Origin of the sequence: Pseudomonas sp. LS.1a (assembly GCF_022533585.1) — a bacterium.
In the GTDB taxonomy this organism is placed as follows: Bacteria; Pseudomonadota; Gammaproteobacteria; order Pseudomonadales; family Pseudomonadaceae; genus Aquipseudomonas.
The window spans coordinates 3,627,460-3,649,531 of sequence record NZ_CP092827.1 but is presented as its reverse complement, the minus strand read 5'-3'; the positions used below and the strand labels follow the sequence as shown (position 1 = coordinate 3,649,531).

General features: G+C 63.6%; 24 protein-coding genes and 2 tRNA genes. 20 read left to right on the top strand and 6 right to left on the bottom strand.

Going from position 1 to position 22,072, the window contains the following annotated elements; genetic code table 11:
- Window positions 1–5: 5 nt before the first annotated feature.
- The 7 genes from MKK04_RS16910 to MKK04_RS16880 all read left to right on the top strand — a co-directional run bounded on the left by MKK04_RS16910 (window position 6) and on the right by MKK04_RS16880 (window position 7,003).
- Window positions 6–656 (top strand): c-type cytochrome, encoded by a 651-nt coding sequence (locus MKK04_RS16910; RefSeq protein ID WP_207831266.1) that lies wholly within the window; start codon window positions 6–8, stop codon window positions 654–656.
- Window positions 653–1,567: a c-type cytochrome gene (locus tag MKK04_RS16905; RefSeq protein WP_233686862.1), complete on the top strand. Its 915-nt coding sequence runs from the start codon at window positions 653–655 to the stop codon at window positions 1,565–1,567. Before MKK04_RS16910 ends, MKK04_RS16905 begins: the two co-directional genes overlap by 4 nt.
- A 300-nt stretch (window positions 1,568–1,867) precedes the next feature.
- Window positions 1,868–2,707, top strand: a complete 840-nt coding sequence (galU, locus tag MKK04_RS16900) for a UTP--glucose-1-phosphate uridylyltransferase GalU (RefSeq protein ID WP_013973181.1) — start codon at window positions 1,868–1,870, stop codon at window positions 2,705–2,707.
- A gap of 97 nt (window positions 2,708–2,804) precedes the next feature.
- Window positions 2,805–4,160, top strand: a complete 1,356-nt coding sequence (gene gorA, locus MKK04_RS16895) for a glutathione-disulfide reductase (RefSeq protein WP_207831270.1) — start codon at window positions 2,805–2,807, stop codon at window positions 4,158–4,160.
- A gap of 234 nt (window positions 4,161–4,394) precedes the next feature.
- Window positions 4,395–4,958 carry an alkyl hydroperoxide reductase subunit C gene (gene ahpC / locus MKK04_RS16890; RefSeq protein WP_004375926.1) on the top strand — a complete coding sequence of 188 codons (564 nt, stop codon included), beginning with the start codon at window positions 4,395–4,397 and terminating at the stop codon, window positions 4,956–4,958.
- Window positions 4,959–5,082: 124 nt separating this feature from the next.
- The gene (ahpF, locus tag MKK04_RS16885; RefSeq protein WP_241105766.1) at window positions 5,083–6,645 is read left to right on the top strand and encodes an alkyl hydroperoxide reductase subunit F; all 1,563 of its coding nucleotides are present in this window, start codon (window positions 5,083–5,085) and stop codon (window positions 6,643–6,645) included.
- Window positions 6,646–6,814: 169 nt separating this feature from the next.
- Entirely contained in the window at window positions 6,815–7,003 is a 189-nt protein-coding gene (locus MKK04_RS16880; protein ID WP_013973178.1) for a hypothetical protein, read from the top strand.
- A gap of 4 nt (window positions 7,004–7,007) precedes the next feature.
- Here MKK04_RS16880 and MKK04_RS16875 read toward each other — a convergent pair whose 3' ends face one another.
- From MKK04_RS16875 to nhaR, 3 genes are all read right to left on the bottom strand, one after another.
- The gene (locus MKK04_RS16875; RefSeq protein ID WP_207837006.1) at window positions 7,008–7,652 is read right to left on the bottom strand and encodes a YceH family protein; all 645 of its coding nucleotides are present in this window, start codon (window positions 7,650–7,652) and stop codon (window positions 7,008–7,010) included.
- Between the two features lie 110 nt (window positions 7,653–7,762).
- Entirely contained in the window at window positions 7,763–8,974 is a 1,212-nt protein-coding gene (sstT, locus tag MKK04_RS16870) for a serine/threonine transporter SstT (RefSeq protein WP_207837004.1), read from the bottom strand.
- Window positions 8,975–9,142: 168 nt separating this feature from the next.
- A complete protein-coding gene (gene nhaR, locus MKK04_RS16865; RefSeq protein WP_207836994.1) occupies window positions 9,143–10,036 on the bottom strand; it encodes a transcriptional activator NhaR in 894 nt (297 codons plus the stop codon).
- A 134-nt stretch (window positions 10,037–10,170) separates the two neighbouring features.
- Here nhaR and MKK04_RS16860 point away from each other — a divergent pair, with 134 nt between their 5' ends.
- Both MKK04_RS16860 and MKK04_RS16855 read left to right on the top strand, forming a co-directional pair.
- Window positions 10,171–10,410, top strand: a complete 240-nt coding sequence (locus MKK04_RS16860; protein ID WP_063912438.1) for a hypothetical protein — start codon at window positions 10,171–10,173, stop codon at window positions 10,408–10,410.
- Between the two features lie 28 nt (window positions 10,411–10,438).
- Window positions 10,439–11,191: a TerC family protein gene (locus MKK04_RS16855; protein ID WP_063912437.1), complete on the top strand. Its 753-nt coding sequence runs from the start codon at window positions 10,439–10,441 to the stop codon at window positions 11,189–11,191.
- A gap of 132 nt (window positions 11,192–11,323) precedes the next feature.
- Here MKK04_RS16855 and MKK04_RS16850 read toward each other — a convergent pair whose 3' ends face one another.
- A complete protein-coding gene (locus MKK04_RS16850; RefSeq protein WP_207836984.1) occupies window positions 11,324–11,500 on the bottom strand; it encodes a hypothetical protein in 177 nt (58 codons plus the stop codon).
- A gap of 166 nt (window positions 11,501–11,666) precedes the next feature.
- Between MKK04_RS16850 and MKK04_RS16845 the strand changes: the two genes are divergently transcribed.
- Window positions 11,667–12,401, top strand: a complete 735-nt coding sequence (locus MKK04_RS16845; protein ID WP_241105765.1) for a peptidase C39 family protein — start codon at window positions 11,667–11,669, stop codon at window positions 12,399–12,401.
- A gap of 120 nt (window positions 12,402–12,521) precedes the next feature.
- Here MKK04_RS16845 and MKK04_RS16840 read toward each other — a convergent pair whose 3' ends face one another.
- Window positions 12,522–13,805 carry an NAD(P)/FAD-dependent oxidoreductase gene (locus tag MKK04_RS16840; protein WP_063912435.1) on the bottom strand — a complete coding sequence of 428 codons (1,284 nt, stop codon included), beginning with the start codon at window positions 13,803–13,805 and terminating at the stop codon, window positions 12,522–12,524.
- Between the two features lie 203 nt (window positions 13,806–14,008).
- On the opposite strand from MKK04_RS16840, the gene MKK04_RS16835 reads away from it, so the two are divergent.
- From MKK04_RS16835 to MKK04_RS16820, 4 genes are all read left to right on the top strand, one after another.
- A tRNA-Val gene (locus tag MKK04_RS16835) sits at window positions 14,009–14,085 on the top strand.
- A 168-nt stretch (window positions 14,086–14,253) separates the two neighbouring features.
- Window positions 14,254–14,330 (top strand) — tRNA-Val (locus MKK04_RS16830).
- Window positions 14,331–14,460: 130 nt separating this feature from the next.
- Window positions 14,461–15,030 (top strand): SPOR domain-containing protein, encoded by a 570-nt coding sequence (locus tag MKK04_RS16825; protein ID WP_025338525.1) that lies wholly within the window; start codon window positions 14,461–14,463, stop codon window positions 15,028–15,030.
- A gap of 150 nt (window positions 15,031–15,180) precedes the next feature.
- Complete coding sequence (locus MKK04_RS16820) at window positions 15,181–15,606, top strand: GTP pyrophosphokinase (RefSeq protein WP_241105764.1); 426 nt, start codon at window positions 15,181–15,183, stop codon at window positions 15,604–15,606.
- A gap of 58 nt (window positions 15,607–15,664) precedes the next feature.
- On the opposite strand, the gene MKK04_RS16815 is transcribed toward MKK04_RS16820, so the two are convergent.
- Complete coding sequence (locus MKK04_RS16815; protein WP_207836978.1) at window positions 15,665–15,907, bottom strand: DUF1654 domain-containing protein; 243 nt, start codon at window positions 15,905–15,907, stop codon at window positions 15,665–15,667.
- Between the two features lie 294 nt (window positions 15,908–16,201).
- Between MKK04_RS16815 and MKK04_RS16810 the strand changes: the two genes are divergently transcribed.
- From MKK04_RS16810 to rbsD, 6 genes are read left to right on the top strand one after another with little or no spacing between them, the layout of a single operon-like run.
- Window positions 16,202–17,158, top strand: coding sequence for a sugar ABC transporter substrate-binding protein (locus MKK04_RS16810; RefSeq protein WP_207836976.1), 957 nt, complete (start codon window positions 16,202–16,204; stop codon window positions 17,156–17,158).
- A gap of 21 nt (window positions 17,159–17,179) precedes the next feature.
- Window positions 17,180–18,733, top strand: coding sequence for a sugar ABC transporter ATP-binding protein (locus MKK04_RS16805; protein WP_241105762.1), 1,554 nt, complete (start codon window positions 17,180–17,182; stop codon window positions 18,731–18,733).
- Window positions 18,730–19,725, top strand: a complete 996-nt coding sequence (locus MKK04_RS16800; RefSeq protein ID WP_241105761.1) for an ABC transporter permease — start codon at window positions 18,730–18,732, stop codon at window positions 19,723–19,725. Before MKK04_RS16805 ends, MKK04_RS16800 begins: the two co-directional genes overlap by 4 nt.
- A gap of 4 nt (window positions 19,726–19,729) precedes the next feature.
- Window positions 19,730–20,752, top strand: coding sequence for a LacI family DNA-binding transcriptional regulator (locus MKK04_RS16795; RefSeq protein ID WP_207836962.1), 1,023 nt, complete (start codon window positions 19,730–19,732; stop codon window positions 20,750–20,752).
- A 15-nt stretch (window positions 20,753–20,767) separates the two neighbouring features.
- Entirely contained in the window at window positions 20,768–21,676 is a 909-nt protein-coding gene (gene rbsK, locus MKK04_RS16790) for a ribokinase (RefSeq protein ID WP_241105760.1), read from the top strand.
- The gene (gene rbsD / locus MKK04_RS16785) at window positions 21,673–22,071 is read left to right on the top strand and encodes a D-ribose pyranase (protein WP_016711344.1); all 399 of its coding nucleotides are present in this window, start codon (window positions 21,673–21,675) and stop codon (window positions 22,069–22,071) included. The genes rbsK and rbsD overlap by 4 nt, the downstream gene beginning before the upstream one ends.
- Window position 22,072 lies beyond the last annotated feature (1 nt).

Here is a 22,072-nt window from a genome sequence, read left to right as displayed (position 1 = left end):
TCGTGATGACACCGTTGAGTCGCGCCGTGATCGGCAGCCTGCTGATCCTGGCCTGGCCCACGGCGCATGCCGCCGATGGCCAGAAAGTCTTCACCCAGGGCGGGGCCAACCCCGCCGCCATGGCTTGCCTGGGTTGCCATGGCCCGGACGGCAAGGGCATTGCCGCTGCCGGCTTCCCGCGCCTGGCCGGGCTACCGGCGGCTTACCTCAGCAAGCAATTGCATGACTGGCGCAGCGGCAGCCGCAAGCAGCCGGTGATGGAGCCGCTTGCCAAGGCCCTGAGCGAGGATGAGATCAAGGCGGTCAGCACCTACCTGGCCAGCCTGCCGGCAGACCCCGCAGGCGACCTGCGTCGCCAGCAGATTGCCGATGACCCCACCACCCGCATGGCCCTGTACGGCGACTGGAGCCGGCAGATTCCTGGCTGCGTGCAGTGCCATGGCCCGGGTGGTGGCGGGGTTGGCGAACACTTCCCGCCTTTGGCCGGCCAGCCCGCCAGTTACCTGGTGGCGCAGCTCAATGCCTGGCGTGACGGCACCCGCAGCAATGACCCCAACCAGCTGATGGTCGGCGTGGCCAAGGCCATGACCGATGACGAGATCAAGGCCGTTGCCGAGTTCTTCGCCCGCCCCGCCAGCCAGGAGGTCAAACCATGAAACCGATGATTCCAGCCCTGTTGTTGCTGGCCGTGGGCAGCGCCCAGGCCGCCCAGATTGCCATGGAAGACCAGTCGCAGTTGAAAGTGCCTGGCGTGCAGGCCGCGCCGCAGTTCGTGCCGCCTGCGGAAAGTGAGTTGCCAGACAATGCCTTTGGCAAGATGGTGCGCGAAGGGCACGCCCTGTTCGTCGACACCCGCAGGCTGATGCCCGAGGCCGTGGGCAACGGCATGAACTGCAGCAACTGCCATCTTGACCAGGGGCGGCTGGCGCATTCCGCGCCGATGTGGGGGGCGTACCCGATGTACCCTGCGTACCGCAAGAAAAACGACAAGGTCAACACTTACGCCGAGCGAATCCAGGGCTGCTTCCAGTTCAGCATGAACGGCAAGCCGCCTGCGGCCGATAGCCCGCAGATGACGGCGCTGGCGGTGTATTCGTACTGGCTGTCGACCAAGGCGCCGACCGGCGTGGAGATTGCCGGGCGTGGTTACCCGGAGGTGCCGCAGCCCAAGGGCGGATACGACTTCAAGCGCGGCCAGCAGGTTTATCGCGAGCAGTGTGCGATTTGCCACGGCGACAACGGTGAAGGGCAGAAGGTGGCGGGCGAGTATGTGATGCCGCCGCTGTGGGGCAAGGATTCCTACAACTGGGGCGCCGGCATGCACCGCATCAACACCGCGGCGTCGTTCATCAAGTACAACATGCCGCTGGGCAAGCCGGGCAGCCTGAGTGACCAGCAGGCCTGGGATGTGGCGGCCTGGATCAATCGCCATGAACGGCCGCAGGATCCGCGGTTGGTGGAAGGCTCCATCGAGAAGACGCGGGTGAAGTTCCATGCCAATGACGGGGTGAACCTGTATGGGCAGAAGGTCGATGGGGTGCTGATCGGGCAGGGGACCGGTAGCTGAGGTAATGCCTGTGCCGGCCTCTTCGCGGGTAAACCCGCTCCCACAGGTACTGCACAGCATTCAGAGCCTGTGGTGATCCTTGTGGGAGCGGGTTTACCCGCGAAGAGGCAGTACAGGTAAGCTCATTCCCTGTCATCCGACTGTCATTGATGACAGCAATATTTACGATCCACCGGAACTATCTACACTGGGTTATCTCTATCATGGCATCGGTCGGCACGGGTGGGGGCATTGTAAGGTGACTGCCGCCTGATTAGACTGCGCCGAATTCCACAGGCCTAGCCTTTTGTAAGGACGTATATGATCAAAAAATGCTTGTTCCCGGCAGCCGGTTACGGCACTCGCTTCCTGCCTGCTACCAAAGCCATGCCCAAGGAAATGCTGCCGGTGGTCAACAAGCCACTGATCCAGTATGGCGTTGAAGAGGCACTGGATGCCGGTCTGAACGAGATTTCCATCGTCACCGGGCGCGGCAAGCGCGCGCTGGAAGACCACTTCGACATCAGCTACGAGCTGGAAAACCAGATCAAGGGCACCGACAAGGAAAAATACCTGGTTGGTATCCGTCGCCTGCTCGACGAGTGCTCGTTCTCCTACACCCGCCAGACCGAAATGAAAGGCCTGGGCCACGCCATCCTGACTGGCCGCCCGCTGATTGGCGACGAGCCGTTCGCCGTGGTGCTGGCGGACGACCTGTGCGTGAACCCGGAAGGTGACGGCGTACTGACCCAGATGGTCAAGCTGTACAACCAGTTCCGTTGCTCGATCGTCGCCATCCAGGAAGTCGATCCGCAGGAAACCAACAAGTACGGTGTGATCGCCGGCGACATGATCCGTGACGATATTTTCCGCGTCACCAACATGGTCGAGAAGCCAAAGCCGGAAGACGCCCCGTCGAACCTGGCGATCATCGGTCGCTACATCCTGACCCCGGACATCTTCGACATCATCGCCAACACCGAGCCGGGCAAAGGTGGCGAGATCCAGATCACCGACGCGCTGATGCAACAGGCGCAGAACGGCTGCGTGATCGCCTACAAGTTCAAAGGCAAGCGTTTCGACTGCGGTGGCGCCGAAGGCTACATCGACGCGACCAACTTCTGCTTCGAGAACTACTACAAGACTGGCAAGGCTTACTGATAAGCCCTGCTGGCCTGAAAGCCACCCTTCGGGGTGGCTTTTTTGTTTGCGGCGGCCAACGGCGTTATGCTGGGCGCCTGCCTAGGAGAGTGAATACATGGCCTACGATTTTGATCTGTTCGTGATTGGTGCCGGGTCCGGTGGTGTGCGCGCGGCGCGGTTTGCCGCCGGCTTCGGCGCAAAGGTGGCAGTGGCCGAGAGCCGCTACCTGGGCGGTACCTGCGTCAACGTGGGCTGCGTGCCGAAAAAACTGCTGGTGTACGGCGCGCACGTTGCCGACGAGCTGGAGCAGGCTGCTGGTTTCGGCTGGACCCTGGAAGAAGGGCATTTCGACTGGGGCACCCTGATCGCCAACAAGAACCGGGAAATCGAACGCCTCAACGGCATCTACCGCAACCTGCTGGTCAACAGCGGGGTCACCCTGTTGCAGGGCCACGCGCGCCTGACCGGTGCCAATGAAGTGGAAGTGGAAGGCCAGCGCTACACCGCCGAGCACATCCTCATCGCCACCGGTGGCTGGCCGCAGGTGCCGGACATCCCGGGCAAGGAACTGGCCATTACCTCCAACGAAGCCTTCTACCTCAAGGACCTGCCACGCCGGGTGCTGGTGGTCGGTGGTGGCTACATCGCCGTCGAGTTCGCCGGCATCTTCCAGGGCCTGGGGGCCGACACCACCTTGCTGTACCGTGGCGACCTGTTCCTGCGTGGCTTCGATGGTTCGGTGCGTACGCACCTGAAGGAAGAACTGGAAAAGCGCGGCCTCGACCTGCAGTTCAACGCCGACATCCAGCGCATCGACAAGCTCGAGGACGGTAGCCTCAAGGCCACCCTCAAGGATGGTCGCGAGTTGGTCACCGATTGTGTGTTTTACGCCACCGGCCGCCGCCCGATGCTCGACAACCTGGGCCTGGAAAACACCGGCGTGGAACTGGACGCGCGCGGCTTCATCCGCGTCGACGACCAGTACCAGACCACCGCACCGTCCATCCTGGCCATCGGTGACGTGATCGGCCGCGTGCAGCTTACCCCGGTGGCTCTGGCCGAAGGCATGGCCGTGGCCCGGCGCCTGTTCAAGCCCGAGCAATACCGCCCGGTGGACTACCAGAACATTCCCACCGCAGTGTTCAGCCAGCCGCCCATCGGCACCGTGGGCCTGACCGAAGAGCAGGCGCTGGAGGCCGGGCACAAGGTGCAGGTGTTCGAAAGCCGCTTCCGCGCGATGAAACTGACCCTGACCGACATCCAGGAAAAGACCCTGATGAAGCTGGTGGTCGATGCCGAGACCGACAAGGTGCTGGGCTGCCACATGGTCGGCCCCGACGCGGGCGAGATCATCCAGGGCCTGGGCGTTGCCCTGAAGGCCGGTGCGACGAAGCAGCAATTCGACGAAACCATTGGCGTGCACCCGACCGCGGCCGAAGAGTTCGTGACCATGCGCACAGCGACGCGCTGAGCGCGTTCCATCCTGTGGGAGCGGCCTTGTGTCGCGAAAGGCCGCTCCCACAAAAGCTGCTTCTACAACAAACCTCCCCGCAATCCTTTGCTCAGCCCATTCCCTTCTATTAATAAACCTCGGTTATAGCCAAAACCAATCAAAAGCATGAGCTTTGCCAATGAGCCTTTATCGGGACCAGCGGTTAGGATTCTCTCCATCAACTGATTCCAACCCCATGAAGGAGCGTCTCTCATGCCAATCATCAACAGCCAGGTCAAACCGTTCAACGCCACCGCCTACCACAAGGGCGAATTCGTCCAGGTCAGCGAAGCCGACCTGAAAGGCAAGTGGTCTGTCGTGTTCTTCTACCCGGCTGACTTCACCTTCGTCTGCCCGACCGAGCTGGGTGACCTCGCCGACAACTACGCCGAGTTCCAGAAGCTGGGCGTGGAAATCTACGGCGTGTCCACCGACACCCACTTCACCCACAAAGCCTGGCACGACACTTCGGACACCATCGGCAAGATCCAGTACCCACTGATCGGTGACCCGACCCACGTTATTTCGCGCAACTTCGACGTGCTGATCGAAGAAGCCGGCCTGGCCGATCGCGGTACCTTCGTGATCAACCCGGAAGGCCAGATCAAGATCGTCGAACTGAACGACGGTGGGGTAGGCCGCGATGCTGCCGAACTGCTGCGTAAAGTGAAAGCTGCCCAGTACGTTGCCGCTCACCCGGGCGAAGTCTGCCCGGCCAAGTGGAAAGAAGGCGAAGCCACCCTGGCGCCATCGCTGGACCTGGTCGGCAAGATCTAAGTCCATGTGCCAGTCGCGGGCGGTGAGCAGCCGCCAAAGCTGAAGTACTTACCGCCCCGTCAAACGCCCGGGCGACCTCGCCTGGGCGTTTTTGTATCCGAGTTTTGAAAAAGGAATCGCCCGTATGTTGGACGCCACGCTTAAATCGCAACTGAAAACCTACCTGGAGCGGGTCACCCAGCCGATCGAGATCGTTGCTTCCCTCGACGACGGTGCGAAGTCCCGCGAATTGCACGACCTGCTGCTGGAAATTGCCAGCCTGTCGAACCTCATTACCTTTAGCGCGGACGGTACCGACGCCCGTCGTCCTTCGTTCTCGCTGAATCGCCCGGGAGCCGACATAAACCTGCGCTTCGCCGGCATCCCCATGGGCCACGAATTCACCTCGCTGGTGCTGGCACTGCTGCAAGTCGGCGGCCACCCGTCCAAGGCCAGTGCCGAAGTGATCGAGCAGATCCAGGCGCTGGAAGGCGAATTCACCTTCGAAACCTATTTCTCGCTGTCGTGCCAGAACTGCCCGGACGTGGTCCAGGCGCTGAACCTGATGGCGGTGCTCAACCCCAATGTGCGCCACGTGGCCATCGACGGCGCGCTGTTCCAGGCAGAAGTGGAATCGCGCAAGATCATGGCGGTGCCGAGCATCTACCTGAACGGCGAAGTGTTCGGCCAGGGCCGCATGGGCCTGGAAGAAATCCTTGGCAAGATCGACACCAGCGCAGGTAGCCGCCAGGCCGAGAAGATCAATGCCAAGGATGCCTTCGATGTGCTGGTGGTCGGTGGTGGCCCAGCCGGCGCCTCGGCAGCCATCTATGCCGCGCGTAAAGGCATCCGCACCGGTATTGCGGCCGAGCGTTTCGGCGGCCAGGTGCTCGATACCCTGGCCATCGAGAACTTCATCTCGGTACAGGAAACCGAAGGGCCGAAGCTGGCCACGGCGCTGGAAGAACACGTCAAGCAGTACGACGTGGACATCATGAACCTGCAGCGTGGCGAAGCGCTGATCCCGGCTACCGCTGGCGGCCTGCACGAAGTACGCCTGGCCGGTGGCGCCTCGCTCAAGGCCAAGACCGTGATCCTGGCCACCGGTGCCCGCTGGCGCGAAATGAACGTGCCGGGCGAGCAGGAATACCGCGCCCGTGGCGTGGCCTACTGCCCGCACTGTGACGGCCCGCTGTTCAAGGGCAAGCGCGTGGCGGTGATCGGTGGTGGCAACTCGGGTGTGGAGGCGGCCATCGACCTGGCCGGTATCGTCGCCCAGGTGACGCTGATCGAGTTCGACAGCCAACTGCGTGCCGATGCGGTGCTGCAGCGCAAGTTGCACAGCTTGCCGAACGTGAAGGTGATCACCAGTGCGCTGACCACCGAAGTGCTGGGGAATGGCGAAAAAGTGACCGGCCTGCGCTACAAGGACCGCACCACCGACCAGCAGCATGAAGTGGCGTTGGAAGGCATCTTCGTGCAGATCGGCCTGCTGCCGAACACCGACTGGCTGAAAGGTACCGTCGAGCTGTCGCCGCGTGGCGAGATCATCGTCGACGCCAAGGGCCAGACCAGCATCCCGGGTGTGTTTGCGGCGGGTGACGTGACGACCGTGCCGTACAAGCAGATCGTGATCGCGGTGGGTGAGGGGGCCAAGGCATCGCTGGCGGCCTTTGACCACCTGATTCGCACGTCGGCACCGGCATAAGCCTGTACCGGCCTCTTCGCGGCCAAAGCCGCTCCCACAGGTACTGCGCAGCTTTTGAAAGCTGTGGAGGTCCCTGTGGGAGCGGCTTTAGCCGCGAAAGGGCCGGTGCAGGCAAAGCAGGAACCTGAAGGTGTCTATGATTACTGCAGACCCTTCAGGAATCACACCCATGACCCTGATCAGCCGCGAACCCTGGTGGCTAGTCCCGCCAAAGCCCGGGCAGCAAGAGCAGGACCTGCACTGGGGTTACCTGGAAATCTACGCCGACGGCCGCACCGTGTTCGTCGACCAGCGCCCCAGTGACCGGGAGCTGGCCGAGCGCAAGAGCTGCCGCAACTTCCCCGACCCCGAGCCGTGACGGCTCAGCCTTCCAGCTCGGCCAGGCGTGCCTCCAGCGCCGCGATGCGGGCTTCCAGGGCTTCGATACGGTCTTCCGACACATTGCCGCCGCTGCGTGCGCCACCTTCCTGCTGCCGTGCAGCCAGGATCGCCTCGATTTCCGCCGGATCGCCCAAGGCATGGGTGTAACGGTCTTCCCGCTGGCCGGCCTGGCGTGGCAGGTGCAAGGCCAGGCCGCGCGAGATCAGGCGCTCCAGCTGGTGCTGGATCTGCTCGGTGTCGTCGAAGTCGTGCAGGCGGTTGCTGCGGGTCAGCAGTTCGTTGAGGGTTTGCGGGCCGCGCAGGAACATCAGGCCCATCAGTACCAGTTGCGCCGGCACCAGCTCCAGCGCCTTGTCCACCCGGTGTTCCCAGCGGTCGGCGCGGCTGCCCATCTGCAGGCGGGTCATGCCTTGCCCTTCGAGGGCGCGCAGGGCCTGGCCGACCTGGCCTTGGGTGAGGTTCATCACCGGCTCGCGGCTGGTCTTCTGGTTGCAGGCCAGAACCAGGGCATTGAGGGTCAGCGGGTAGCTTTCCGGGCTGGTGGCCTGCTTCTCGATCAGCGAGCCGAGAATACGGATCTCGATGCTGTTGAAGCGGCCTTCGCCGGCGGTTTCGTGTTCTGACATGGCCCTGTCTCATTGCTGGGGAAAGGCCACTAGGGTAGGTAATGCCATCGTGTTAGGCAATTGGCACCTGTGGGAGCGGGTGAACCCGCTCCCACAGGGCCCCGGCAATCTCAAGCGGTGCGCTGCTCTTCGGCCTGGCACGCCGCTGCGGTAAACAGCACATCGGTCGACGAATTCAGCGCCGTCTCGGCCGAGTCCTGCAGCACGCCGATGATGAAGCCCACTGCCACCACCTGCATGGCAATTTCGCTAGGGATGCCAAACAGGCTGCATGCCAGCGGAATCAGCAGCAGCGAACCACCGGCCACACCCGAGGCGCCGCAGGCACACACCGCCGCCACCACGCTGAGCAGCACAGCGGTCGGCAGGTCCACCGGAATACCCAGGGTATGCACCGCCGCCAGGGTCAGCACGGTGATGGTGATGGCGGCACCGGCCATGTTGATGGTCGCACCCAGCGGGATCGACACCGAGTAGGTGTCCTCATGCAGGCCAAGGCGCTCCGACAAGGCCAGGTTCACCGGAATGTTGGCCGCCGAGCTGCGGGTGAAGAACGCGGTGATACCGCTTTCGCGCAGGCACAGCAGGGTCAGCGGGTACGGGTTGCGGCGGATTTTCCAGAACACGATCAGCGGGTTCATCACCAGCGCCACGAACAGCATGCAGCCGATCAGCACCGCCAGCAGGTGCAGGTAACCGAGCAGGGCGTCCAGGCCCGACTGGGCCAGGGTGGCGCTGACCAGGCCAAAGATGCCCAGCGGGGCGAAGCGGATGACCACGCGCACGATCAGGGTCACGCCATTGGACAGGTCCTCGACCACGGTGCGGGTGGTTTCGCCGGCATGGCGCAGGGCCACGCCCAGGCCGATGGCCCAGGTCAGTATGCCGATGAAGTTGGCATTGAGCAGGGCGTTGATCGGGTTGTCGACCGCACTCAGCAGCAGGTTCTGCAGCACCTCGGTAATGCCGCCCGGCGCGCTCAGCGTAGCCTCGCCGGTGCTCAGCACCAGGTTGGACGGGAACAGCATGCTGGCGACCACCGCGACTACTGCGGCGCCGAAGGTGCCCAGCAGGTACAGCCAGAGGATCGGGCGAATATGGGTTTCCTGGCCGTGGCGGTGGTTGGCGATCGAGGCCATCACCAGGATGAACACCAGCACGGGGGCCACCGCCTTGAGGGCGCTGACGAACACTTTCCCGAGGAAGGCCATGTCGCGGGCGATGGCGGGCGCAAGCAGGGCCAGGGCGATGCCGGCGATCAGGCCGATGACGATCTGCGTCACCAGGCTGGTGCGGTTGAGGAAGCGGAGGACAGGGGTCATGTGCAGCGATATCCCAGCATGTTCAAAAAGGGCGCGACTTTACCATAGACCTTTGTCTAGCAGGGGCGGCCTCTTCGCGGGCATGCCCGCTCCCACAGGTACTGCACCGGCCTCAAATGCTGTGCGGCCCCTGTGGGAGCGGGCGTGCCCGCGAAGAAGCCACCACGGTCACCAGTGAAACAACTCCCGCCGCGCCCCCTCGGTAATCGCCACGATCCCCGGGTGCTTGACCTTGCGCTCCACCGAAATGGCATAGAACGACTCGTGCACGGCCTCGGTCTGCCCGATCAGCACCACGCCATACTGGCGGCACACTTCCTCGGCGATCACGCTGGGCGCGACGAAGATGCCGCTGCCCGACTGCCCGAATGCCTGCATCAAGGCACTGTCATCGAACTCACCCACGATCCGCGGCTGCACCTGCTGCTCAGCCAGCCAGCGCAGCAGGCGGCTGCGGACCACGGTTTCCTGCCCGGGAATAAGCAATGGCGCATCCTGCAGGCAGGCGGGGAAGGGGCCTTCAAGGCGTTGTGCCAGCGCCGGGGTGGCGAAGAAGCTCAACCCGCATTCGCCCAGCTTCTGGCTATAGCCCTTGATGTCCAGGTGGCTGGGCATGGGGCTGTCGGAAATCACCAGGTCCAGGCGCTGGATCGCCAGGTCGGCCAGCAGCCGTTCGAGCTTGTCTTCACGGCAGTTGATGCGCAGCACGTCGTCCAGCTCCATGGTCGGCGCCAGCAGGCGGTAGACGATGGACTTGGGCACCACGTCAGCCACGCCCACGCGGAACAGGATCTGCTCTTGCGGGCCGGCCCGCAGCATGGCTTCCAGTTCGCCGCCCAGCTGGAACATCTGCTCGGCATAGATCAGCGTCTGGCGCCCTGTTTCGGTCAGCTCCAGCTGCCGCCCCACGCGCTGGAACAACTCCAGGCCGTAGGTCTGTTCGAACAGGCTGATCTGCCCGCTGATGGTTTGCGGGGTCAGGTTCAACTGTTCGCTGGCGCGGGCGATGCTGCCGGTCTTGGCCACGGCCCAGAAGTAGTGCAACTGCCGATAGTTGAGCATCGGTGCTTTCCGGATTCGTAAAAACCGAAGTATAACCGCTGAAAATACGAATTTTCCTGATGTATTACGCTCTTTAGAATGCGACCCCATCAGGCGCCCTGTGCGCCGCCGCAATATCGACAAGCGAGGAACCCATGCTGCAACTCAAATCCATCGGCACGCCGCTGGTGCTGGCCTTGGCCCTGTTCACCCTGGCCGGTTGCGAGCAGGCCGAGAAATCCGCCCAACAGATGCTCGACCAGGCCGCACAGTCGGCCAAGCAAGCCATCGACGACACCAACAAGGCCGCGCAGCAGGCGTTGAGCGAGGCCATCGGCAGCGAAGGGCACAAGCCCAAGGACGCCGAAAAGAAAGAAGACACCCAGGAAATCTGACCCCAACCGCTGCTGCAGGATTTGAACAATGGAATACTTGCTGGAACTCGTCGCTAGCCCTACCGCCTGGGTTGCCCTGGCCACGCTGGTGGCCATGGAAGTTGTACTGGGTATCGACAACCTGATCTTCATCTCCATCCTGACCAACAAACTGCCGGTGGAGTACCGCTCCAAGGCCCGCCGTATCGGTATCAGCATGGCCCTGGTCATGCGCCTGGCCTTGCTCAGCACGGTGGCCTGGATCGTCCAGTTGACCGACCCGGTGTTCGAAGTGTTCGGTAATGCCTTCTCCTGGAAGGACGTGATCCTGATTGCCGGCGGCCTGTTCCTGCTGTGGAAGGCGACCAAGGAGATCCACGAGAACGTCGACCCGCACGGGGCCAAGGAAGAAGCCAAGGTGTCGTCGACGGTTACCCTGGGCTTTGCCGCGGCGATCTTCCAGATCCTGTTGCTGGACATCGTCTTCTCGGTCGACAGCATCATCACCGCCGTGGGCATGACCGAGCACCTGCCGATCATGATCATTGCCGTTATCACTGCCGTGATCGTCATGATGGTGGCCGCCGACCCGTTGGCCAACTTCATCAACGACAACCCGACCGTGGTAATGCTGGCCCTGGGCTTCCTGATCATGATCGGCATGACGCTGATCGCGGAAGGTTTTGGCGCTCATGTACCGAAGGGTTATGTGTACGCGGCCATGGCCTTCTCGACGGCGATCGAGGTCCTCAACATCCTGGCCCGTCGGGCGCGGTTGAAGCGTGAGGCGGCTGAAGGTTGATGTGAAAGGGCGGGGCGCTTGCGCCCCGTTCGCGGGTGAACCCGCTCCCACAAGTACCCCGCCGCTTTTGAAGGCAGTGGAGGACCTTGTGGGAGCGGGTTCACCCGCGAATGGGCTCAGGAATTTTTGAAATCAGTGCACCCCGGCATGCCGCCGTGCCCGGCGCACAGGCTGTGGCTTGGCAGGGACCTGCGGTGGCAGGTGGTGGTGGGAATGACGCCGCACGATACGCAGTACCCCCCACAGCATGGCGGCTGCGACGCTCAGCCACATGCCCACCAGCATGAGGATTGCCATGGTCAGGCTCATCTGTGCCTCCATCTCTACAGGCCGCGCTCGGTCAACCGGCGCTGGCCGTCCAGACACTGCTTTAGTCTAGCCCTTCGCCTGTGACGTTCCATTGACCAAAGGTCTATTGCTTGGTCCGATTTGCTCCTAACCGGTGTCGGACTATACCCGCGCCGCTGTCCGACCTATGATCGGTGGCCAGAGCCGGGCGCTGCCTGCCTGGCGTTGGAGCAAGCGAGTGTCCATGCAGCAACATTCCTTCAAGACCACCCCCCGTCGGCTGCTGGCTGCCTGCCTGGTAGCGGCTAGCCTGGCCGGCTGTGCCAGCGCACCTTCCGCCAACCTCAAGGGCCTGCCGCAGCGGGTCGAGATCAGCAGCGTGCCGTTCTACCGTGGCAACGCCAACCACAGCGGGGCCATGGCATTGGCGGCGGTGCTGTCGCAACAGGGGGCACCGATCACGCCGGGGCTGCTGGACAAACCGCTGAACCTGCCCCACGGCGCCGAGGCGCTGGACACCGGCATCCCCCGCGTGGCGCGCGACTACGGCATGGTGGTGTATCCGCTGGACAAGCAGCTGGACGCGCTGTTGACCCAGGTGGCGGCGGGCAACCCGGTGCTGCTGCGTTACGAGGACGGTTCGGCCTGGTGGAGCGAGCCACGCTACGCCGTGTTGATCGGCTACGACCGCTACAAGCAGCGGGTGCTGTTGCGCTCGGGCATGCATCGGCGGCAGGTGATGGGCTTCGATGCCTTTGCATCGGCATGGGCGAAGCTGGGGAGTTGGGCGGTGCTGGTGCAGCCACCACGGCAACTGCCGGCCCAGGTGGACCGCCAGCGCTGGCTGCAGGCTGCAGATGAACTGGCCCGGGCGGGGCAGGAGATTGCGGCGAAGCAGGCTGTGAGTAGCCTGAACAAATAGCTTTATCTCTGCCGGCCCTTTCGCGGGTGAACCCGCTCCCACAGGAAACCCGCTGCCCTCAGGTGCTGTGATATCCCTGTGGGAGCGGGTTTACCCGCGAAGAGGCCAGGCCTGCCTACATCAGAAGCCCAGGCGATCGCGCAGGCTGTAGTACCAGGCCCCAATGGCGCTGAACGGCACGCGCAGCATCTGGCCACCCGGGAACGGGTAGTGCGGCAGGCCGGCGAAGGCGTCGAAACGCTCGGCCTGGCCACGCATGGCCTCGGCCAGCACCTTGCCCGCCAGGTGGGTGTAGGTCACGCCGTGACCCGAGCAGCCCTGCGAGTAGTAGATGTTGTCACCGATACGGCCAACCTGCGGCAGGCGCGACAGGGTCAGCAGGAAGTTGCCGGTCCAGGCGTAGTCGATCTTCACGTTCTTCAGCTGCGGGAAGGCCTTGAGCATCTTCGGACGAATGATCGCCTCGATGTTGGCCGGGTCACGTGCACCGTACACCACGCCACCACCGAAGATCAGGCGCTTGTCGCTGGTCAGGCGGTAGTAGTCGAGCAGGTAGTTGCAGTCCTCTACGCAGTAGTCCTGCGGCAGCAGGGTGCGCGCCAGTTCGTCGCCCAGTGGCTCGGTGGTGATCACCTGGGTGCCGCATGGCATGGACTTGCTGGCCAGCTCTGGCACCAGGTTGCCCAGGTAGGCGTTGCCGGCGACGATGATGAACTTGGCGCGGACCTTGCCCTGCGGGGTGTGCACCACCGGGTTGGCGCCACGCTCGATGCGTACGGCCGGGGTTTGCTCATAGATGATGCCGCCCAGCGACTCGACCGCGGCGGCTTCGCCCAGGGCCAGGTTCAGTGGGTGGATGTGGCCGCCGCTCATGTCCAGCATGCCGCCCACATAGTTGTCGCAGGCGACCACTTCGCGGATGCGCTTCTGGTCCATCAGCTCCAGCTGGTTGTGACCGAAACGTTCCCACAGGCGCTTTTGCGACTCCAGGTGGCCCATCTGCTTGCTGGTGAGGGCAGCGAACACGCCACCGTCCTTCAGGTCGCACTGGATGTTGTACTTGGCCACGCGCTCACGAATGATACGCCCGCCTTCAAAGGCCATCTGGCCCAGCAGTTGGGCCTCCCTGGGGCCGACGGTGCGTTCGATGACGTCGATGTCGCGGCTGTAGCTGTTGACGATCTGGCCGCCGTTGCGGCCCGACGCGCCGAAGCCGACCTTGGCTGCTTCGACGATGCTCACCTTGAAGCCGTTCTCCAGCAGGAACAGGGCGCTGGACAGGCCGGTGTAGCCGGCACCGATGATGCACACATCAGTTTCCACCTCACCCTGCAGCGCCGGACGTGGCGGCACCGGGTTGGCCGAGGCGGCGTAGTAGGACTGGGGGTAGGGGGTGTTAGCCATGCTGCAGGAACCTCGTGTTTTATATTTTTAACGAATGTACCGATGCTATCAATAATAATAAACACCCGCTAGTCGTCCGTTGAAAATCCTTTACTCGGTCCCCGCCAGCGCGCCTTTCTATAAAGAGTTTAAGATTCAGTAGGTTAGCGCGAAAAAAAGTGTTGACAGGGTTTTTGGAATGAGTAGAATGCGCACCACACGACAGGCACATAGCTCAGTTGGTTAGAGCACCACCTTGACATGGTGGGGGTCGTTGGTTCGAGTCCAATTGTGCCTACCAAATCGAAGAAGGGGTGATCCGCAAGGGTCACCCCTTTTTTCATTGGGGTTTCATGCGGCCTGATGCGCCAAGCGCCCTCTCTATGCATGAATCTCGAAAGTTTTTGATTTTTCTCAAAAAAACGCTTTACAGGTACGCATTCGATCACTAATATGCGCACCACACGACAGGCACATAGCTCAGTTGGTTAGAGCACCACCTTGACATGGTGGGGGTCGTTGGTTCGAGTCCAATTGTGCCTACCAAATCGAAAAAGGGCGATCAGCAATGATCGCCCTTTTTGCTGTGCGCACGAAGCAGCGTGTAACGTTTGGTCGCGGTTCGGTCATTGCCTGGCGTGCTAGAATCCGCCCCTTCGAATCTGGAGGTACACGCGTGCGCAAACTGGCTGTGGTAATGGCAGTGCTCGCCCTGGCGGGCTGTGAGAACGAGGTCGAAGGCGTGCACAAGCAGGTGGCTGAACACCTGCACAACCCCAAGACCGCCAAGTTCGGCAACGTGCGGATCGACACCCAGGGCACCATCTGCGGCCAGGTCCGCGGCAAGGATGATGCCGGGCAGTACGAAGCCTACCGCAGCTACGTGGCGATCAAGCGCGATGGCCAGTACGAAATCATCGTCGACGACAGTGGCAACAACCTGCGCATCCGTGAGATGTGCGGCGGCGCCGAGCTGCAGCGCCGCGCCGAAGCCCTGGCTGGCCAGCCGGCCCCGCAAGGCTGGGACGTGGAAGTGATCCAGGGCGCCAACATGGGTGCGCTCAGCGACATGACCGCACGCCTGATCGAAAAGGGCATTCCCTCCTCGGTGGAGTACCGCGACGGCAAGCCGGTGGTGCTGATGGGGCCGTTCCCGAGCCGTGAGGAAGCCGAAGCACGCAAGGCCGAGGTGATGGCCAAACTGGGTACCGATTCGGTGGTCATCCAGCACGGCGCAGCACGCTGAACCCGGTTCCTGTACGAGCGGCCTTTTGTGGGAGCGGCTTCCACAAGTCCGCTTCTGCAAGGTCGGCGCGGCACAGCCACGCCTGCGCTAGACATTGTCCGCACAGTTTTGGCTATGCTTGGCAGGAAGAAGCCGAACGGGGAGGGCCTCATGTCTACACTGGAGCGGGCCATTGCCGTGGCCGCCAGGGCGCATGAAGGGCAGTACGACAAGGGTGGGGCTGCTTATATCCTCCACCCGTTACGCGTGATGATGCGGGTTTCCACGCCTGAACAACGGATTGTCGCGGTGCTTCACGATGTGATCGAAGACACTTCGCTGACCCTGTCCGACCTGGCGCGCGAGGGCTTTGCGCTGAAAATCCTTGCCGCCTTGCTGGCGCTCAGCCGCCGTGAGGGCGAGGCCTACCAGGACTTCGTGGTGCGCCTGGGCGGTGACCCGCTGGCGCGCACAGTCAAGCTGGCCGACCTGGCCGACAACAGCGACCTTTCGCGCATCCCATGCCCGGGCCCCGCCGACCTGGCGCGGCTGGCGCGTTACCGTGAAGCCAGCGCCTACCTGCAGGCCTTGGCCTGAGGTCAAGCCGCAGGCCTTGCAGGCGACCCGGGTCAGGCAACTGCCATGCTGGCCGCGGTCAGTCTTCCTTCGGTACGGTCCAGAAAATCTGCACGCCACCATCGTCGCGGTGGGCGAGGGTGACGTTGTCGTTTTCGGCGATTTCCTCGAGCAGGGTTTCCCAGTCTTCCGGCGTCTCGTGTTCCAGGCGGAAGATCAGCGCCGCGCGGCTGCGCTGGGCGGTGGGGCTGTTGATGATCTTCTGGATGCGCATACCCAGTTGTTCATAGCTGCTCGGGGTGGCGGAGGCGGTGCTGGACACAAGTGTTTCCTTGTTTTGCTGTATGCGCATACAGTATTTTACCGTAAGTAATTTCGCAACATCTTGTCAGGCGAAAACTGTGCTCAAGCGCAAAAGGGCGCATTTCATTCGGAATCCCGAACAAGCACAGGAAAAGGCGTTCGGCTTTTCGGACAAATTCCAGATAAACTGCCCCTGGCTCGACTTGACCTCCGCCAGCCAAACGGATTTGACAAACCCCGGTCCTGTTTCCATAGTGAGTCAACGCAAACGTTTGCGATCCGACAAAAAACACAAGATCCGGAGTCATCGTCCATGAAACTGCCGTTCCCCGGTCGTCTGCTGGCCCTCGCGGTCATTTCCTCGCTGTCCTTTGCCCTGCCGTTTTCCGCCGCCCACGCCGAAGACAAGCCCAAGGTCGCCCTGGTCATGAAGTCATTGGCCAACGAGTTCTTCCGCACCATGGAAGACGGCGCCAAGGACTACCAGAAAGCCCACGCCGATGAATTCGAGCTGATCGCCAACGGCATCAAGAACGAGACCGACACCGGCGAGCAGATCCGCATCGTCGAGCAGATGGTCAACGCTGGCGCCAAGGCCCTGGTCATTGCCCCGGCCGACTCCAAGGCGCTGGTGTCGGCGGTGAAGAAGGCCATGGACCAGGGCGTGGTGGTGATCAACATCGACAACCGCCTGGACCCTGAATTGCTCAAGAGCAAAGGTATCAGCGTACCCTTCGTCGGCCCCGACAACCGCAAGGGCGCGCGCCTGGTCGGCGACTTCCTGGCCAACCAGAAGCTCAAGGCCGGCGACCAGGTCGGCATCATCGAAGGCGTGCCGACCACCACCAACGCCCAGCAGCGTACCGCTGGCTTCAAGGACGCCATGGACGCTGCGCAGATCAAGATCGTCTCGGTGCAGAGCGGCAACTGGGAAATCGACAAAGGCAACGCCGTCGCGGCCTCCATGCTCAACGAATACCCCGACCTGAAAGCGCTGCTGGCCGGCAATGACAGCATGGCCCTGGGCGCCGTGTCGGCCGTGCGTGCCGCCGGCAAGACCGGCCAGGTGCAAGTGGTGGGCTACGACAACATCAACGCCATCAAGCCGATGCTCGCCGATGGCCGCGTGCTCGCCACCCTCGACCAGGCGGCCAGCCAGCAGGCGGTGTACGGCATCCAGGCGGCGCTGAAAATGGTCAAGGGCGAGAAGCCCGACGTGGATGCCGACAACGTCATCCAGACCCCGGTCCAACTCATCACCAAACCCTGATCGCTGGCAGGAGAAACGGCCATGCCTGCATCGGCCAATGAAGTGGTGCTCACCGCCAGCGGCCTGGGCAAGACCTATGCCCAGCCCGTGCTCGGCGAGGTCAGCCTGAACCTGCGGGCGGGTGAAGTGCTGGCCCTGACCGGCGAGAACGGCGCGGGCAAGAGCACCCTGTCCAAGCTCATCAGTGGCCTGGAAACCCCAACAACCGGGCACATGCGCTACCGCGGCCAGGCCTACGCGCCTGGCAGCCGCAGCGAGGCCGAGCGCCTCGGCGTGCGCATGGTCATGCAGGAGCTGAACCTGCTGCCCACGCTGACCGTGGCGGAAAACCTGTTCCTCGACAACCTGCCCGGCCGTTTCGGCTGGATCAGCCAGAAGCGCCTGCGCCAACTGGCCACGGCCGCCATGGCCCAGGTCGGCCTCGACGCCATCGACCCGGATACCCCGGTCGGCGAGCTGGGCATCGGCCACCAGCAGATGGTCGAGATTGCCCGCAACCTGATCGGCGAATGCCATGTGCTGATCTTCGACGAGCCCACCGCCATGCTCACCGCGCGCGAGGTGGAACTGCTGTTCACCCAGATCGAACGCCTGCGCCAACGTGGCGTGGCCATCGTCTACATCTCGCACCGCCTGGAAGAACTGCAGCGCGTGGCCCAGCGCATCGTCGTGCTGCGCGACGGCAAGCTGGTGTGCGACGAGCCGATCCAGCGTTACAGCAGCGCCGAACTGGTCAATCTGATGGTCGGCCGCGAGCTGGGCGAGCATATCGACCTGGGCCGCCGGCAGATCGGCGCGCCGCTGCTCAAGGTCGACAAGCTCAGCCGCGCCGACAAGGTGCGTGAAGTGTCGTTCGAGGTCAGGGCGGGGGAGATCTTCGGCATCTCCGGCCTGATCGGTGCCGGCCGTACCGAACTGTTGCGCCTGATCTACGGTGCCGACCGCGCCGACAGCGGCAGCATCGCCCTTGGCCAGCCACCGCAGGCGGTCACCATCGACTCGCCCAGGGCCGCCGTACAGGCCGGTATCGCCCTGATCACCGAAGACCGCAAAGGCGAAGGCCTGCTGCTGACGCAGTCGATCAGCGCCAACATCGCCCTGGGCAACCTCGGCGCGGTATCGCGGGCCGGTGTGCTCGATGGCGAGGCCGAAAGGGCCTTGGCCGAGCGCCAGATCCAGGCCATGCGCATTCGCAGTGCCGGCCCGCAGCAAGTGGTGGGCGAGCTGTCTGGCGGCAACCAGCAGAAGGTAGTGATCGGCCGCTGGCTGGAGCGCGACTGTCAGGTGCTGCTGTTCGACGAGCCCACCCGTGGCATCGACGTTGGCGCCAAGTTCGACATCTATGGCCTGCTGGCCGAACTGGCGCGCCAGGGCAAGGCCCTGGTGGTGGTGTCCAGCGACCTGCGCGAGCTGATGCTGATCTGCGACCGCATCGCCGTGCTGTCGGCCGGCCGCCTGATCGACACCTTCGAGCGTGACCATTGGAGCCAGGACCAGCTGCTGGCCGCGGCCTTTGCCGGTTATCAGAAACGTGACGCACTGCTGCATGACGCAGCTCCCAGGATGGATGCATGAAAACCACCCCGCTCGACAGCCAAGGCGCCGCACCGGTGCGCCGCAGTGGTACCTACTTTGGCCTGGGTACCTACCTGGGCCTGGCCGGCGCCTTGCTGGCGATGATCGTGCTGTTCTCGTTCCTCAGCAGCCACTTCTGGTCCTACAACACCTTCAGTACCCTGGCCAACCAGATCCCCGACCTGATGGTGCTGGCGGTGGGCATGACTTTCGTGCTGATCATCGGCGGCATCGACCTGTCGGTGGGCTCGGTGCTGGCGCTGGCAGCCTCCACGGTCAGCGTGGCGATCCTCGGCTGGGGCTGGGGCGTGCTGCCTTCGGCCCTGCTGGGCATGGCCGTGGCCGCGCTGGCCGGCGGCATTACCGGCGGCGTCACCGTGGCCTGGCGCATTCCGTCGTTCATCGTCTCGCTCGGTGTGCTGGAAATGGCCCGCGGCTTGGCCTACCAGTTCACCGACTCGCGCACCGCCTATATCGGCGATGCCTATGCCTGGTTCTCCAACCCCATCGCGTTCGGCATCTCGCCGGCGTTCATCATCGCCTTGCTGGTGATCGTGCTGGCCCAGTTGGTGCTGACCCGCACGGTATTCGGCCGCTACCTGATCGGCATCGGCACCAACGAAGAAGCCGTGCGCCTGGCCGGTATCGACCCGCGCCCGTACAAGGTGCTGGTATTCGCCCTGATGGGCCTGCTCGCCGGCCTGGCCGCGCTGTTCCAGATCTCGCGGCTGGAAGCGGCCGACCCCAATGCCGGCTCCGGCCTTGAGCTGCAGGTGATCGCCGCCGTGGTAATTGGCGGCACCAGCCTGATGGGCGGGCGTGGCTCGGTCATCAGCACCTTCTTTGGCGTGCTGATCATTTCGGTGCTGGCCGCCGGGCTGGCCCAGATCGGTGCCAGCGAACCGACCAAACGCATCATCACCGGGGCGGTGATCGTCATCGCCGTGGTGCTCGACACTTACCGTAGCCGGCGTGCAGGCCGGCGGAACTGAGAACATGGCAACCATCAAAGACGTCGCGGCACTGGCGGGTATTTCATACACCACCGTGTCCCATGTGCTGAACAAGACCCGGCCGGTGAGCGAGCAGGTGCGGCTGAAAGTCGAAGCCGCCATCGCCGAACTCGATTATGTGCCCAGCGCCGTGGCCCGTTCGTTGAAGGCGCGCAGCACGGCCACCATCGGCTTGCTGGTGCCCAACAGCGTCAACCCGTACTTCGCCGAACTGGCGCGGGGTATCGAAGACGCCTGCGAACGCAACGGCTACTGCGTGATCCTGTGCAACTCCGACGACAACCCGCAGAAGCAGCGCAGCTACCTGCGCGTGCTGCTGGAAAAACGCATCGACGGCCTGGTGGTGGCCTCGGTGGGCCAGGACAGCGACCTGCTGCAAAGCCTGGCCGGCGTGCGCACGCCAATGGTGATCGTCGACCGCGAACTGGACGGCGTCGATGCCGACCTGGTGCGCATCGACCACGAGCAGGGCGCCTACCTGGCCACCCAGCACCTGCTGGAGCTTGGCCACCGCGACATCGCCTACATCGGCGGCCCCGCCGAGACCGGGGTTACCCAGCTGCGCCTGAGCGGCTTCCGCCGCGCCATGGCCGAGGCCGGCGCAGCGGTGCTGGGCAACCGCGTGCTGCACTGCGACTTCACCAGCCCGGGCGGCCATGCAGCGGCAACCCGGTTGCTGGAGGGCAAGCGGCCCACGGCGATTTTCGCCGGCAACGACATGATCGGTTTCGGCGTGCTGCGCGCCGCGGCCGAACGCAACATCAACGTACCCGCAGAGCTGTCGGTGATCGGCTTCGACGACATCGAACTCAGCCGTTATGTGTACCCGCCGTTGACCACGGTGGGCCAGTCGATCCGCGCGTTGGGCGAGAGCGCCGCGTCGCTGTTGCTGGCGCGTATCGGCACGCCTCGGCAGGGCGCGGCAGAGCAACGTATCGTCGCCCCGCGCATCGTGCTGCGCGAGTCCACCGGGCCGCGCCCGGACCTGTTCAACGATTACCGCTAATGCTAAGGAAATGTCATGAATACCAAGGTCGTGGTAGTCGGTAGCCTCAACATGGACCTGGTGGCCCGCGCCCAGCGCCTGCCCCGGGCCGGCGAAACACTCCCCGGCGAAAGCTTTTTCACCGTGCCGGGCGGCAAGGGGGCCAACCAGGCGGTGGCCGTGGCGCGCCTGGGTGGCAGCGTGGCGATGATCGGCAACGTCGGCGACGATGATTATGGCCGGCAACTGCACCGGGCCTTGTATGTGGAAGGCATCGACTGCCAGGGCGTTACCACCTGCTCGGGCGTGTCCAGCGGTGTGGCGCTGATTACCGTCGATGCCGCCAGCCAGAACTGCATCGTCATCATCCCCGGTGGCAACGGCCTGCTGACGCCGCAGTCGGTGCAGCGTTTCGATGCACTGCTGCAGGCGGCCGAGGTGATCATCTGCCAGCTGGAAGTGCCGGCCGACACCGTGGCCTGGACCCTGGCCAGGGGGCATGAACTGGGTAAGCGGGTGATCCTGAACCCGGCGCCGGCGACCGGCCCCTTGCCGGCGGACTGGTTCGCCCACATCGACTACCTGACACCCAACGAAAGCGAGGCCGAGGCCCTGACCGGTGTGGCAGTGACCGACCTGGACAGTGCCCGGCGCGCCGGCGAGCGCTTGCTGCAGCTGGGCGCGGGCAAAGTGATCATTACCCTGGGCGCGCAAGGGGCCTTGCTGGTCACGGCCAAGGGCCACCAGCATTTCCCTGCACCGGTGGTGCAGCCGCTGGACACCACTGCAGCCGGCGACACCTTCATCGGTGGCTTTGCCGCTGGCCTGGTACGCGGCCTGGGGGAGGGCGAAGCCATCACCTTCGGCCAGCGCGCCGCAGCCCTGTCGGTCACCCGCGCTGGTGCCCAGCCGTCCATTCCCTACCTGGCGGAGCTTGCGCCATGAAGAAAACCCCACTGCTGAACGTCGCCCTGTCGCGGACCATTGCCGGCATGGGGCATGGTGACATCCTGGTGATCGGCGATGCCGGCCTGCCGGTGCCGCCGGGGGTCGAACTGATCGACCTGGCCGTTACGCCTGGGTTGCCGGATTTCGCCAGCGTGTTGCGGGCCGTGCTGAGCGAGTTGCAGGTGGAGCGCCATGTGCTGGCCGAAGAAATGCAGAAAGTGGTGCCGCCGGCGCTGGTTGAAATCGAGCGGCTGAAGGGCAAGCTGGGCAAGCGTGAATGGCTGAGCCATGAAGATTTCAAAGTACTGTCGCGCAGTGCCCGTGCGGTCGTGCGCACTGGCGAATGCCAGCCCTACAGCAACATCGCGCTGATTTCCGGCGTGACTTTCTAGC

Excerpts from the sequence above, each read along its gene's own strand:
- MKK04_RS16840 (WP_063912435.1), bottom strand. The coding sequence starts at position 13,805 with ATGGCTAACACCCCCTACCCCCAGTCCTACTACGCCGCCTCGGCCAAC.
- ahpC (WP_004375926.1), top strand. The coding sequence starts at position 4,395 with ATGCCAATCATCAACAGCCAGGTCAAACCGTTCAACGCCACCGCCTAC.
- gorA (WP_207831270.1), top strand. The coding sequence starts at position 2,805 with ATGGCCTACGATTTTGATCTGTTCGTGATTGGTGCCGGGTCCGGTGGT.
- MKK04_RS16810 (WP_207836976.1), top strand. The coding sequence starts at position 16,202 with ATGAAACTGCCGTTCCCCGGTCGTCTGCTGGCCCTCGCGGTCATTTCC.
- galU (WP_013973181.1), top strand. The coding sequence starts at position 1,868 with ATGATCAAAAAATGCTTGTTCCCGGCAGCCGGTTACGGCACTCGCTTC.
- MKK04_RS16855 (WP_063912437.1), top strand. The coding sequence starts at position 10,439 with ATGGAATACTTGCTGGAACTCGTCGCTAGCCCTACCGCCTGGGTTGCC.
- MKK04_RS16880 (WP_013973178.1), top strand. The coding sequence starts at position 6,815 with ATGACCCTGATCAGCCGCGAACCCTGGTGGCTAGTCCCGCCAAAGCCC.
- MKK04_RS16820 (WP_241105764.1), top strand. The coding sequence starts at position 15,181 with ATGTCTACACTGGAGCGGGCCATTGCCGTGGCCGCCAGGGCGCATGAA.
- MKK04_RS16910 (WP_207831266.1), top strand. The coding sequence starts at position 6 with ATGACACCGTTGAGTCGCGCCGTGATCGGCAGCCTGCTGATCCTGGCC.
- MKK04_RS16875 (WP_207837006.1), bottom strand. The coding sequence starts at position 7,652 with ATGTCAGAACACGAAACCGCCGGCGAAGGCCGCTTCAACAGCATCGAG.
- MKK04_RS16805 (WP_241105762.1), top strand. The coding sequence starts at position 17,180 with ATGCCTGCATCGGCCAATGAAGTGGTGCTCACCGCCAGCGGCCTGGGC.
- rbsK (WP_241105760.1), top strand. The coding sequence starts at position 20,768 with ATGAATACCAAGGTCGTGGTAGTCGGTAGCCTCAACATGGACCTGGTG.
- MKK04_RS16860 (WP_063912438.1), top strand. The coding sequence starts at position 10,171 with ATGCTGCAACTCAAATCCATCGGCACGCCGCTGGTGCTGGCCTTGGCC.
- sstT (WP_207837004.1), bottom strand. The coding sequence starts at position 8,974 with ATGACCCCTGTCCTCCGCTTCCTCAACCGCACCAGCCTGGTGACGCAG.
- MKK04_RS16845 (WP_241105765.1), top strand. The coding sequence starts at position 11,667 with ATGATCGGTGGCCAGAGCCGGGCGCTGCCTGCCTGGCGTTGGAGCAAG.
- MKK04_RS16850 (WP_207836984.1), bottom strand. The coding sequence starts at position 11,500 with ATGAGCCTGACCATGGCAATCCTCATGCTGGTGGGCATGTGGCTGAGC.
- MKK04_RS16905 (WP_233686862.1), top strand. The coding sequence starts at position 653 with ATGAAACCGATGATTCCAGCCCTGTTGTTGCTGGCCGTGGGCAGCGCC.
- MKK04_RS16795 (WP_207836962.1), top strand. The coding sequence starts at position 19,730 with ATGGCAACCATCAAAGACGTCGCGGCACTGGCGGGTATTTCATACACC.
- rbsD (WP_016711344.1), top strand. The coding sequence starts at position 21,673 with ATGAAGAAAACCCCACTGCTGAACGTCGCCCTGTCGCGGACCATTGCC.
- MKK04_RS16800 (WP_241105761.1), top strand. The coding sequence starts at position 18,730 with ATGAAAACCACCCCGCTCGACAGCCAAGGCGCCGCACCGGTGCGCCGC.
- ahpF (WP_241105766.1), top strand. The coding sequence starts at position 5,083 with ATGTTGGACGCCACGCTTAAATCGCAACTGAAAACCTACCTGGAGCGG.
- nhaR (WP_207836994.1), bottom strand. The coding sequence starts at position 10,036 with ATGCTCAACTATCGGCAGTTGCACTACTTCTGGGCCGTGGCCAAGACC.